The 11,505-nt window shown below is 69.9% G+C and carries 11 protein-coding genes and 1 pseudogene; 5 read left to right on the top strand and 7 right to left on the bottom strand.

The features are described from left to right. Positions 1-7: 7 nt before the first annotated feature. The gene (locus NNZ72_RS19990) at positions 8-898 is read right to left on the bottom strand and encodes a proline iminopeptidase-family hydrolase (protein WP_257317313.1); all 891 of its coding nucleotides are present in this window, start codon (positions 896-898) and stop codon (positions 8-10) included. A 126-nt stretch (positions 899-1,024) separates the two neighbouring features. Between NNZ72_RS19990 and NNZ72_RS19995 the strand changes: the two genes are divergently transcribed. From NNZ72_RS19995 to NNZ72_RS20010, 4 genes are all read left to right on the top strand, one after another. Further along, a complete protein-coding gene (locus NNZ72_RS19995; RefSeq protein ID WP_257317315.1) occupies positions 1,025-1,801 on the top strand; it encodes a LuxR family transcriptional regulator in 777 nt (258 codons plus the stop codon). A gap of 66 nt (positions 1,802-1,867) precedes the next feature. Beyond that, a complete protein-coding gene (locus NNZ72_RS20000; RefSeq protein ID WP_257317316.1) occupies positions 1,868-2,770 on the top strand; it encodes a proline iminopeptidase-family hydrolase in 903 nt (300 codons plus the stop codon). A gap of 117 nt (positions 2,771-2,887) precedes the next feature. Then, on the top strand, positions 2,888-3,706 hold the full coding sequence (locus tag NNZ72_RS20005; RefSeq protein ID WP_257317318.1) for an SWFGD domain-containing protein: 819 nt from the start codon (positions 2,888-2,890) through the stop codon (positions 3,704-3,706). Between the two features lie 49 nt (positions 3,707-3,755). Further along, positions 3,756-5,726: a protein-L-isoaspartate(D-aspartate) O-methyltransferase gene (locus NNZ72_RS20010; RefSeq protein WP_257317319.1), complete on the top strand. Its 1,971-nt coding sequence runs from the start codon at positions 3,756-3,758 to the stop codon at positions 5,724-5,726. A 21-nt stretch (positions 5,727-5,747) separates the two neighbouring features. Here NNZ72_RS20010 and NNZ72_RS20015 read toward each other — a convergent pair whose 3' ends face one another. The 4 genes from NNZ72_RS20015 to NNZ72_RS20030 all read right to left on the bottom strand — a co-directional run bounded on the left by NNZ72_RS20015 (position 5,748) and on the right by NNZ72_RS20030 (position 6,942). After that, positions 5,748-5,900, bottom strand: a complete 153-nt coding sequence (locus tag NNZ72_RS20015) for a hypothetical protein (RefSeq protein WP_257317320.1) — start codon at positions 5,898-5,900, stop codon at positions 5,748-5,750. Positions 5,901-5,916: 16 nt separating this feature from the next. After that, positions 5,917-6,141, bottom strand: coding sequence for a hypothetical protein (locus NNZ72_RS20020; RefSeq protein WP_257317321.1), 225 nt, complete (start codon positions 6,139-6,141; stop codon positions 5,917-5,919). Positions 6,142-6,151: 10 nt separating this feature from the next. Then, positions 6,152-6,358, bottom strand: coding sequence for a hypothetical protein (locus tag NNZ72_RS20025; RefSeq protein ID WP_257317322.1), 207 nt, complete (start codon positions 6,356-6,358; stop codon positions 6,152-6,154). A gap of 83 nt (positions 6,359-6,441) precedes the next feature. Further along, positions 6,442-6,942, bottom strand: coding sequence for an Lrp/AsnC family transcriptional regulator (locus NNZ72_RS20030; RefSeq protein WP_257317323.1), 501 nt, complete (start codon positions 6,940-6,942; stop codon positions 6,442-6,444). A 130-nt stretch (positions 6,943-7,072) separates the two neighbouring features. On the opposite strand from NNZ72_RS20030, the gene NNZ72_RS20035 reads away from it, so the two are divergent. After that, positions 7,073-9,469, top strand: a complete 2,397-nt coding sequence (locus NNZ72_RS20035; protein ID WP_257317324.1) for a thiamine pyrophosphate-binding protein — start codon at positions 7,073-7,075, stop codon at positions 9,467-9,469. 7 nt (positions 9,470-9,476) lie between these two features. On the opposite strand, the gene NNZ72_RS20040 is transcribed toward NNZ72_RS20035, so the two are convergent. Then, the gene (locus tag NNZ72_RS20040) at positions 9,477-11,003 is read right to left on the bottom strand and encodes an FAD-dependent oxidoreductase (RefSeq protein ID WP_257317325.1); all 1,527 of its coding nucleotides are present in this window, start codon (positions 11,001-11,003) and stop codon (positions 9,477-9,479) included. 156 nt (positions 11,004-11,159) lie between these two features. Continuing rightward, positions 11,160-11,505: pseudogene (locus NNZ72_RS20045) on the bottom strand (dihydrodipicolinate synthase family protein); the annotation flags it as partial.

Consider the following 11,505-nt stretch of genomic DNA (forward strand, 5'->3'; position numbering starts at 1 on the left):
TCGGCCATCACGACGACCTGTGCCTGGCGAGGAAATCCGTGAGCGCCGCGTAATAGTCCTGCGGATTCTCATAGAACGGCATATGGCTGGAATTGCGGAAGACGCGCAATTCGGCATTCGGCAGCGCATTCTTCATCCGCATGGCGCAGGCCGGCGTCAGCTCGTCGTGCTCGCCCACGGTGATGAGGACCGGCACATCGAGGCCCGGCAGGTCCGGAATGCGGTTCCAGTCCTTCAGGTTGCCGGTATAGAGGAACTCGTTCGGTCCCTGCATCGTCACATAGGGTCCCATGTTCCAGTCGTCGAGCGACCGGCGCACCGGCGCCGGCCATTCCGGCAGGCGGCAGACGTGACGATAGTTCAGGATGGTGATCGCCGCCAGATATTCCGGATGGTCGATCGTGCCCGCCGCCTCGTGCTTCTGCATCATGGCGACCGTCTCCGAGCCGAGCGCTGCGCGCAGCCGCTCCAGTTCGGACACCAGATGCGGCATGTCCGCGACGGTGTCCTCGAGGATCAGCGTCTTCAGGTTCTCGCGATACTTGAGCGCATAGTCGATGGCGAGCCACCCGCCCCAGGAATGGCCGAGGAGATGGACCCTGCCGAGGCCAAGCCTGCGGCGGACCGTCTCCGTCTCCTCGACGTAGCGGCCGATCGTCCAGAGGCCGGCATCCTCCGGGCGGTCGGAAGCGCCGGTGCCGAGCTGGTCGAAGGCGACGACGCGGTAGCCGTGGTCGACCAGGCAGGAATGGGCGTCGCGCAGGTAGTCGGAGGGCAGGCCCGGGCCGCCGTTCAGACAGAAGACCGTCTCGTCGCCCGTGCCGAACAGGTAGGCCACGACCGTGAAGCCGTCGACCTCCACCTCGACCCGCTCGTCGGCAACGATCTCACGCCACATGCCGGGCCATCCTCCTGAATCGACTTGACCATTTTTTGAGCATGGCTAATTTTACCGCATCGCACCATGGGCGCCAGCTATAAGAAGTGATAGGGTATGCGTGCCATCGCCGTGCCGGAGTGAGGGATGCTTGAGGAAATCGGTGCCATCGCGGAACGCTTCTCGGCCCGCAAGACGCTCGACGACCGGATCGACGAGGCCTTCCGCGCGATGCGCCTCATGGGCTTCGAAGCGCTGATCTACGACTACACGCCCACCCCCTGCGACGTCGGCGGACGGGTCGAGATCCCGTCGCTCCTGAAGCTGCGCAACGTCGCCGGCGACATGCACGACTACTGGTGCAACCGGGAATATTTCCGTATCGACCCCGTGCAGCGCCTCGCCATGCAGACGTCCGTCCCCTTCTTCTGGAACTACGACCCGGACGTGGAGACCCGCATCAGCCGCTTCATGACCGACGAGACCAAGCCCGTCAGCGACTTCCTGCGCGAGCACGACATGCTGGCCGGCGTCACGGTGCCGGTGCACATGCCGCGCGGCGACTATGCGACGGTGACGGGCGTGCGCTACGGCGCGCGGCGGGAGTTCAGGCGCGACGCGATGCAGGTGCTCGCCGATTTCGGCCTGCTCGCCCAGGTCTTCCACGAGGCGGCCTACGAGCTCTTCGACGACACGGTGTTCAATGCCCGGGTGCGGCTGACCGAGCGGGAGCGCGAATGCCTCGCCTATTCCTCCTACGGGCTCTCGGCCAAGGAGATCTCCCGCATCATCGACCGGTCGGTGCCGACCGTGGTCATGCATCTGAACTCCGCCGCCCGCAAGCTCGGGGCGAAGAACCGCACGCAGGCCGTCGTGCGCGCCACGCAGTGCCGCCTGCTGGAGGGCACGCCCTATAAGTTATGATAGCTGCCGCGCCCTTCCGGGCGCCGCTATGGTTTCCTTTCCGCACGCGACGCAAGGAGATCGAACGTGGCCGACATCCCGTCCCGCGAGGGCTATCTGCCGTTCCGCGGCCACCGCACCTGGTACCGCATCACCGGCCCGCTCTCCTCGGGGCGCCTGCCGCTCGTCGTCGCCCATGGCGGACCGGGCTGCACGCACGACTATGTCGATTCGTTCAAGGAGATCGCGGCCCTCGACGGCCGCGCCGTCATCCACTACGACCAGCTCGGCAACGGCAACTCCACGCGCCTGCCGGAAAAGGGCGCGGACTTCTGGACCGTCGACCTGTTCCTGGAGGAGCTCGACGCCCTGCTGTCGCATCTCGGCATCAGGGAGCGCCACGCCCTCCTCGGCCAGTCCTGGGGCGGGATGCTCGGCGCCGAGCACGCCGTGCGGCGGCCCGCCGGCCTCAAGGCGCTGGTGATCGCCAATTCGCCCGCCAGCATGAAGACCTGGGTGGCCGAGGCCAACCGGCTGCGCGCGGACCTGCCGGCCGACGTCCAGGCGACGCTGCTGAAACACGAGCAGGCGGGGACCCTGACCGACCCGGACTACGTCGCCGCCTCGCGCGTCTTCTACGACCGCCACGTCTGCCGGGTCGTGCCCTGGCCTCCCGAGGTGGCGCGCACCTTCGCGATCATGGACGAGGACAACACCGTCTACCGCCACATGAACGGCCCCACCGAGTTCCACGTCATCGGCACGATGATGGACTGGACGATCGAGGATCGCCTCGGCGCGATCGCCGCGCCCACGCTTCTCATCTCTGGCCGCCATGACGAGGCGACGCCGCTCGTCGTGCGACCCTATGTCGAGAACGTCCCCGGCTGCCGCTGGGTGGTCTTCGAGGAATCGAGCCACATGCCGCATGTCGAGGAGAAGGACCTCTGCCTGAAGACGGTCTCGGACTTCCTCCGGGAGTTCGACTGAGGCAGGGCGGCAGGCCGCCCTTTTCCGCAAACGTGGAACAATGGCCCCTTCGCGCGGTTGGAAGGCCACGGGCCCGTGCGGCCTGCCGTTCAACACGTCTTCCGGGAGGAAACAGCCATGCCAAGGGAATGGGAAAATCGTGAAGGCCACCGCCGCTACGAGGACCGCGGCGACGAGCGCCGGTCCGGCGCCGGCCGCGACTGGTCCGACCGCGCGGAAGACGAGGCGCGGTCCTGGTTCGGCGACGAGGACGCGGAGCGCCGGCGGATGATGGACGATCCCTATCGCGGCGAGCGCGAGGACCGGCGCCATTCCGGGGGCGGCGGCTACGGACGGGAGGACCGCCGCTACGGCGGGACGATGCGCCCCTTCGCCGGGCGCGACGCCTCCTGGGGATCCGACCGCGCAGGCCCCGGCGGCGAACGCGACACCTACGGCTACCCGCGCCGCCAGTCGGACGACCGCTGGCGCTATCGCACCGCCGATGAGGGCGGGCGGCGCGGCTGGGACGAGGATCGCGGCTTCCTCGACCGCGCCAGCGACGAGGTCGCCTCCTGGTTCGGCGACGACGGCGCCACGCGCCGCCGCGAGATGGACGCCCGCCATCGCGGCCGCGGCCCGAAGAACTACACGCGCTCCGACGAGCGCATCGCCGAGGACGTCAACGACCGGCTCGCAGACGACGGCTATGTCGACGCGTCCGGCATCGAGGTCACCGTCGGCGGCGGCGAGGTCACGCTGAACGGCACCGTGACGGAGCGCTTCGCCAAGCGGCGGGCCGAGGACATCGCCGAGAGCGTCTCGGGCGTCAAGCACGTCCAGAACAACCTGCGGGTCGCGGCACAGCCGGCGTCCGGCGACGCCGGCACGGAGACCGCGCGGTCCGGCGGCGGCTCCACCGCGGGCGTCGCCTCGTCCGCCTCCTTCCGCCACTGAGAGCGGCGGCCCCGCCCGCGGGGCCGTCCCTTCCGGCCCGGAGGCCCCGATGCTCGACTACGAAGACGCCCGCCACCGCATGGTCGAACGCCACCTCGCCCGACGCGGCGTCGCGGACGAACGCGTGCTCGAGGCGATGCGGCAGGTGCCGCGCGAGGCCTTCGTCGAGCCGGGCTTCGAGGAGTTCGCCTACGAGGATTCCCCGCTGCCGATCGCCGAGGGCCAGACCATCTCGCAGCCCTATATCGTCGCCCGCATGGCCGAGGCGGCCGAGATCGAGCCGACCGACAACGTGCTGGAGGTCGGCGCCGGCTCCGGCTATGCGGCCGCCGTGCTGAGCCATCTCGCGCGCCGGGTCTCGGCGATCGAGCGGCACGCGGTCCTCGCCGAGACGGCCGCGGAACGGCTCGACGCGCTCGGGCGGCGCAACGTCGAGATACGCACGGGCGACGGCACGCGGGGATGGCCGGAGAAGGCGCCGTTCGACGCCATCATCGTCTCGGCCGGAGGGCCTGCCGCCCCCATGACGCTCAAGGAGCAGCTGGAGATCGGCGGCCGGCTCATCATCCCGGTCGGCCGGCAGGCGCGCTCGCAGCGGCTCGTCCGCATCACCCGGCTTGCGGCCAACCGCTACGAGGAGGAGGACCTCGGCGGCGTGCTGTTCGTGCCGCTGATCGGCGCGGAAGGATGGAGCGAGGATCGCCCGCAGGCGGGCGCCCACGCCCGCAGGAGCCTGCCCGAGACGATCGCGGAGGCGGCGGAGACCCTGCCGGACCCCGACGACCCCGCCTTCGCCGACGCGTTCGAGCGGTTCGCCGGCCGCCGCGTCGTCCTGCTCGGCGAGGCGAGCCACGGCACGTCGGAATTCTACCGTGCGCGGGCGGCGATCACGCGGCGGCTGATCGAGCGGCACGGCTTCACCATCGTCGCCGTCGAGGCGGACTGGCCCGATGCCGCGGCGATCGACCGGTTCGTGCGGGGCCGGCCGGACACGGGCGGCGAGGCGCCCTTCCGCCGCTTCCCGACCTGGATGTGGCGCAACACCGACGTCGACGCCTTCGTCACCTGGCTGCGCGACCACAATGCGCGCATGAAGGGCTCGAGGAAGGCCGGCTTCCACGGGCTCGACATCTACAACATGCGCGGCTCGATCGCCGCGGTGCTCTCCTATCTCGACGCCGCCGACCCGCAGGCCGCCGCCGTCGCGCGCGAGCGATACGGCTGCCTGACGCCGTGGCAGAACGAGCCCGGCACCTACGGCAGGGCGGTGCTGACGGCCGGCTACCGGACCTGCGAGGAGGCGGTGGTCGCCCAGTGCCGCGAGCTTCTGCAGCGCTCGCTCGACCGGGCGGAAGCCGACGGCGACGCGCTCTTCGACGCCGCGCAGAACGCCCGCCTCGTCGCAGCGGCCGAAAAATACTATCGCGTGATGTATTACGGCGGCGCCCGCACCTGGAACCTGCGCGACCGGCACATGTTCGAGACGCTCGAGCAGCTTCTGGAACGGGCGGGACCGCAGGCCAGGGCGGTCGTCTGGGCCCACAACTCGCATATCGGCGACGCCCGGCACACCGACATGGGCAAGGTGCGCGGCGAGCTCAACATCGGCCAGCTCTGCCGCGAGAGGTTCGGCGACGAGGCCGCCCTGATCGGCTTCGGCACCGACAGGGGAACCGTGGCCGCGGCGACGGACTGGGACGGCGAGATGGAGGTGAAGACCGTCCGGCCGTCGCATGACGACAGCGTCGAACGCTGCTGCTACCTTTCGGGCGGAAGACGGTTCCTGCTGGATTTCGCCCGGCAGCCCGGTCTCGCCGAGGCCCTCGCCGCGGAACGGCTGGAGCGCTTCATCGGCGTGATCTACCGGCCGGACAGCGAGCTCCTCAGCCACTACGCCAATGCCGCGCTCTCGCGGCAGTTCGACGCCTATGTCTGGTTCGACGAGACCCGCGCGGTGACGCCTCTTCCGACGCGGGCGGAGAGCGGGCGCGTCCCCGAGACCTTCCCGTTCGGGCTCTGAGCCGGCCGGCGGGCGCGGCCCTCATTTCTTGCCGTAGAGCCTGTCCACCTTCTCGTCCTGCATGCGCTTTTCCGCCGGGTGGAGGCGCCGCTGGCGCGCGGTGCCGAAGGCGATCGCCAGCCCGAGCAGGATCGCCCCGCCGGCGACGACGAACAGCCACAGATAGTCGGCCATCGGCTGGTCTCCTTCCCTACTGTCGGCTTTCCTGGTTGCGGCCGCGCAGGATGTTCCGGTCGTCGGGGTCGGCGAGATCCTTCGCCGGGGCCTTCAGCCCGCCGCCGTCCGCCTTGGCGTCCCGCAGGCCCTTGGAGGCCTTGAGGTCCTCCTCGGCCGGGAACCGGCTGCCGCCGCCCTTCGTCACCTCCTGCCGGTTGATGATCCGCTGCTGCTGCTCGTGGGTTTTCCGTCCGACCATGACGCGCCTCCTATCGATTGGCGCGCTGGCGGTCGCGCGGGTCGACGCCGCCCCAGCGGTTGGTGTTGTTGTCCGTGTCGCCCTCGAACGTGTTGTCGCCTTCCAGGCGTTCCGCGTCCTCGGCCGAATGCAGCCCCGCCGACTGGCCGATCCCGGGATTCTCCTTCAGGTCCTTGTCGGTGGGTTTCTGCGTCTTCTCGTGTTTCAGCGATGTCATGGAAACCTCCATCGGTCGACATGCAAGGCCAACCGCCGAAACCGCCATAGGTTCCCCGATCGTGATCGTCGCCGCATCGGGACCTAGCCGCGGTCCGCGCTCCTGAGGTGCCCGGTCGGCAGTGCGGTCGTGTACTTGATCTGATCGAGCGCGAAGCTGGAGCGGATGTTGGCGACGCCGGGAATCCGGGTCAGGAAATCGACGACCAGCGCCTGGAACTTCATCAGGTCCTCGACCACGACGCGGAGCATGTAGTCCGCCTCGCCGGTCATCAGGTAGCACTCGACGATCTCCGGCTTGGTGCGGATCGCGGCGTTGAAGACGTCGAGGGATTCGCGGTCCTGCTGCTTCAGCGAGACCTGGACGAAGACGTTGACCGCAAGCCCCAGCGCCTGCGCGTCGACCAGCGCCACCGATCCCTTGATGACGCCGCTTTCCCTGAGATCGTTGACGCGCCGCCAGCAGGGCGAGGCCGACAGGCCGACCGCCTCCGCGAGATCGGAAACGCTCATCCCCGCGTCCTGCTGCAGGAGGTCGAGGATGCGGACGGAGGCGGAATCGAGGACGGCTTTCGATCTGGGCATGATCTACCTGGAACGGGCTTCTTTCCGGCAAGATCATTCGCAAGATCCCGTTCCACGGTCAACTGGGATCACTTCTTTCCCGGATTCGGGTGTAGCATTCTCCGGTTCGTGGCAGAGGGAGTAGGACACGATGACGAGGCCGGCCTTGACGCCCGCGACGCTGGCTTGCCTGAAGGACCTGGAACGGCAGGTCCTGTGGCATGCCTGCTGGATGATCCACAACGCCAATCACCTGCGCGGGAAGGGCGAGGTGAAGGTCGGCGGGCACCAGGCCTCGTCCGCCTCGCTCGCCGCGATCATGACGGCGCTCTATTTCCGCGTGCTGCGGCCCGAGGACCGCGTCGCGGTCAAGCCGCACGCCTCGCCCGTCTTCCACGCCATCCAGTACCTGACGGGCAACCAGACGCGGGAGAAGCTCGAGAATTTCCGCGGCTTCGGCGGGGCGCAGTCCTATCCGAGCCGCACCAAGGACGTCGACGACGTCGATTTCTCGACGGGCTCGGTCGGCCTCGGCGTGGCGATCACCGCCTTCGCCGCCATCGTGCAGGACTACATCGCCGCCAAGCCGTGGTCGGCGCCGCGGCCGGAGGGCCGCATGATCGCGCTGGTCGGCGATGCCGAGCTCGACGAGGGCAACGTCTACGAATGCCTGCAGGAAGGCTGGAAGCACGACCTCAGGAACACCTGGTGGGTGATCGACTACAACCGGCAGAGCCTCGACGGCGTCGTGCGCGAAGGCCTGTGGCAGCGTATCGAGGGCATCTTCACCGCCTTCGGCTGGGACGTGAAGGTGCTGAAATACGGCGCGCTCCAGGAGGCGGCCTTCCGCGAGCCGGGCGGGGCGGCGCTCGGCCGCTGGATCGACGGCTGCCCGAACCAGCTCTATTCCGCGCTCACCTTCCAGGGCGGTGCCGCCTGGCGCAAGCGCCTCACCGACGAGATCGGCGCCGAGCCCGGCGTCGCCGATCTCCTTGCCGCCCGCAGCGACGAAGAGCTCTCCGACCTCATGAGCAATCTCGGCGGCCATTGCCTCGAGACGCTGATCCGCACCTTCGAGAGCATCGACCACGACCGGCCGACCGTCTTCCTCGCCTATACGATCAAGGGCTGGGGCACGCCGCTCGCCGGCCACAAGGACAACCATGCCGGCCTGATGACCGGGGCGCAGCTGGAGGCCTTCCAGGCCCGGATGGGCGTCGCGCCGGGCGCGGAATGGGAGACATTCGGGGCGGTGGCCGCGCCCGGGCCCGTGCGGGCCTACCTGGAGACCGTGCCGTTCTTCGCCGGGGGCAGGCGGCGCTTCGCCTCCCCCGCCCTGCCGTCCCCCGGCCCGGTCTTCCTCGACGACCGGGAACTGTCGACGCAGGCCGGCTTCGGCAAGATCCTCGATGCGCTCGCCCGGCGCGACGACGCCCTGTCGGCGCGCATCGTGACCATGGCGCCGGACGTCACCGTCTCGACCAATCTCGGCCCCTGGGTCAACCGGCGCGGCCTGTTCGCGCGCGAACGGCTGGCCGACACGTTCCGCGACGAGCGCGTGCCCTCGGCGCAGCGGTGGGAATTCGGGCCGGCCGGCCAGCACATCGAGCTCGGCATCGCCGAGATGAACCTGTTCCTGCTGCTCGGCGCCGCCGGCCTGTCGCATTCGCTGTTCGGCGAGCGGCTGCTGCCGATCGGCACGGTCTACGATCCCTTCGTCGCGCGCGGCCTCGATGCCCTGAACTACGCCTGCTACCAGGATGCGCGCTTCATGATCGTCGGCACGCCCTCCGGCGTGACGCTGGCGCCGGAGGGCGGCGCGCACCAGTCGATCGGCTCGCCGCTCATCGGCATCAGCCAGGACGGGCTGGCGAGCTTCGAGCCCGCCTATCTCGACGAGCTGTCGGTGATCATGGACTGGTCCTTCGACTACATGCAGCGCGACGGCGCGGGCACGCACGACACGCGGACCTGGCTGCGCGACGCGACCGGCGGTTCGGTCTACCTGCGGCTGACGACGCGGCCGCTGGAGCAGACCGCGCTGCGCCGCGAGGACCCCGCCTTCCGGCAGGGCGTGATCGACGGCGCCTACTGGCTGCGCGCGCCCTCGGCCCGCACGCGCATCGTGCTCGCCTATCAGGGTTGCGTCGCGCCGGAGGTGCTGATGGCGGCCGGGCGGCTCGCCGACGGCCATGGCGACATCGCCGTGCTCGCCGTCACCTCCGCCGATCGGCTGAACGCCGGCTGGACGGCGGCGCAGCGCGCCCGCCGCCACGGCCATGCGGGCGCCCGCAGCCATGTCGAGACGCTGCTTTATACCGTTCCCCGCTCCGCCGGCCTGGTCACCGTCATCGACGGGCATCCGGCGACGCTCGCCTGGCTGGGCTCGGTCGAGGGCCACCGGACGGCCTCGCTCGGCGTCGAGCATTTCGGCCAGACCGGCACGATCGCCGACCTCTACGCCCATTTCGGCATCGACACCGACGCCATCTGCGAAGCGGCCGTGGCGCTCGACACGCCGTTAAGGGCCGCGCGGCCGGCCATCTAGGCCCGCATCAGTCCGGCATGCGGTAGCGGTGATGGTCGCGCATGTGCCCGACGAAGGCGTCGACCCGGCGCCGGGTCTCCGCCGGGCTCCAGCCGAGGCGGGCCGCCATGATCTGCGCGGCGGCCGCGACGGTGCTTCGCGTCAGCGCGCCCGTCCAGGCGAGCCCCGTGCGCGCGAAGAGGACGCCGGCGAGATCGCGCGCATGCTCGTGCTCGACGCAGAAGCTCACGTCCGCGGCCGTGCAGGGGTGTTCCGGCTGGAGGCGGGGCGATGCCGACGGCGGAAACCGCCGCGGCTGCCAGGGGCCGGGCCGCGGCCTGCCCGAGGGCGATATCTTCCTTCCGACGGCGGCGGCGATGCCGCGCGCGGTCGATCGATGGTTGACGATGATGCCCCAGCTCAACGCGAGCATGCCGGGCAGCCCCTCCGTCTCCAGATCGTGCAGGACGTTGAAGGGCAGTCGCCTGCCCCGGGGATGGCCGGGCGCCGCCGTGATCGCGCGCAGGCCGGCCCATGCCATGACGATATCCTCCTCCCGCAGCGCCAGTGCCGGGAACAGCCGGTTGAACTCATCGATGAGGAAGCGGATGTCGCCGTCGTCGGGACGGACATCCCCGCGGTCGCCGGAGAACCGGGTTTCCGTCGGGCCGATGTAGTGGAGGTCGTCCCAGGGCAGGCATGTCAGGGGCTCTCCGACACTGTTGACGCCGGCGAAGCCCCGCCCGCGGAATTCGGCGGGAAGCCGGACGAGCATGTAGACGCCCTTGACGGGAACGACCTTCGCCGCGGCGGAAGCACCCGCGCGGCCGACGACGTCGTCGACGAAGACGCCGGCGAGGTTGAGCACGATGCGCGCTCGCGCGGTCGTTCGCGCGCCGTCGAGCGTCCCCGCGAGGTCCGCGTGCCAGACGCCGTCCGCACGCCGCAGCCGCTCCACGCCGGTAAAGTTCCGGACCGACGCCCCGAGCCGTTCGGCGTCCAGCGCGGCATCGATGGCGATGCGTTCGGGCCAGTCGAAACGACGGTCCACGAAGGACACGACAGACGCGATGCGGTCGCGGTCCGCGAGGTTCGTGACGAAGGGATTGCCGCTCCGCTGCGGGCTATGCCGCCTGTAGCCGAGCGCGCGGTAATCGCCGGCCATCCATCCGACGAGCCGGGCGCCGAGATCGACATGCCATCCCGAATAGTCGCCGCCGCGATGGATCGGCACGGAGATCTCCATCGGGCGCAGGCGCGGCCCGAGCGTTCCGACGAGCTCGGCATAGTCGCGCGCCGTCGTGCGCGCCATGCCGAGACGCATCAGGAATTCCCGCGGATGCTTCAGGTGGTCGAGAAGCGAGGAGGGCGGCGCCAAAAGCTGCAGGCCGCAATGCAGGACGCGGCCGGAGCGGCTCGTCGCCGCAGCGCCGAAATCGCCCCGGTCGACGAGCAGCACGCCGTAGCCGTCGGCCGCGAGCTGGCGTGCGGCGGCGCAACCGTTGATGCCGCCGCCGACGACGAGCACGTCGACGATGCCGCCATCAGCGCTCATGGGCTCGCCCGCCGGCGGACGGCATGCGCGGCCGCGGGGTTTCCTCCCGCGGATGGCGAGATCATGAGCCGGCGAAGGACCGCCGCGGGGACGGCCCCTCGGCCCGGAGATCCACGGGAACGGCGCCGGCGGCCATCCGCGAGGAGACCGCGCATTTTACGGCTTGCAGGCCTGGACGGCACCGGGCAGCTTGCTCCATTCGGCATACCAGGTGTCGAACAGCCTGAGCTGTGCCTCGACATAGCCGCGCTGGCTGTCGGAGAGCACGTCCGTCTCGTTGAAGTGCAGCGCGTATTCCTTGTCCCCCTTCAGCACCATCATGTGCTTGAAGTAGAGCACCAGGTCCGGGCCTTCGTCGAAGGAGGAGAGGACGGCAAGCGCCGCCTCCAGCTCCAGCGCGCGGGCGCGCGCATCCGGGTCGCCCTTGGCGGCGGCCTTCGCGAGGTTGCACATGTGGATCACCTCCTTCGGCAGCACGCAGCCGATGCCGGTGATGGCGCCG

The sequence above is a fragment of the Shinella pollutisoli genome (genome assembly GCF_024609765.1).
GTDB lineage: Bacteria > Pseudomonadota > Alphaproteobacteria > Rhizobiales > Rhizobiaceae > Shinella > Shinella pollutisoli.

Excerpts from the sequence above, each read along its gene's own strand:
- NNZ72_RS19995 (WP_257317315.1), top strand. The coding sequence starts at position 1,025 with ATGCTTGAGGAAATCGGTGCCATCGCGGAACGCTTCTCGGCCCGCAAG.
- NNZ72_RS20005 (WP_257317318.1), top strand. The coding sequence starts at position 2,888 with ATGCCAAGGGAATGGGAAAATCGTGAAGGCCACCGCCGCTACGAGGAC.
- NNZ72_RS20040 (WP_257317325.1), bottom strand. The coding sequence starts at position 11,003 with ATGAGCGCTGATGGCGGCATCGTCGACGTGCTCGTCGTCGGCGGCGGC.
- NNZ72_RS19990 (WP_257317313.1), bottom strand. The coding sequence starts at position 898 with ATGTGGCGTGAGATCGTTGCCGACGAGCGGGTCGAGGTGGAGGTCGAC.
- NNZ72_RS20035 (WP_257317324.1), top strand. The coding sequence starts at position 7,073 with ATGACGAGGCCGGCCTTGACGCCCGCGACGCTGGCTTGCCTGAAGGAC.
- NNZ72_RS20020 (WP_257317321.1), bottom strand. The coding sequence starts at position 6,141 with ATGGTCGGACGGAAAACCCACGAGCAGCAGCAGCGGATCATCAACCGG.
- NNZ72_RS20010 (WP_257317319.1), top strand. The coding sequence starts at position 3,756 with ATGCTCGACTACGAAGACGCCCGCCACCGCATGGTCGAACGCCACCTC.
- NNZ72_RS20030 (WP_257317323.1), bottom strand. The coding sequence starts at position 6,942 with ATGCCCAGATCGAAAGCCGTCCTCGATTCCGCCTCCGTCCGCATCCTC.
- NNZ72_RS20025 (WP_257317322.1), bottom strand. The coding sequence starts at position 6,358 with ATGACATCGCTGAAACACGAGAAGACGCAGAAACCCACCGACAAGGAC.
- NNZ72_RS20015 (WP_257317320.1), bottom strand. The coding sequence starts at position 5,900 with ATGGCCGACTATCTGTGGCTGTTCGTCGTCGCCGGCGGGGCGATCCTG.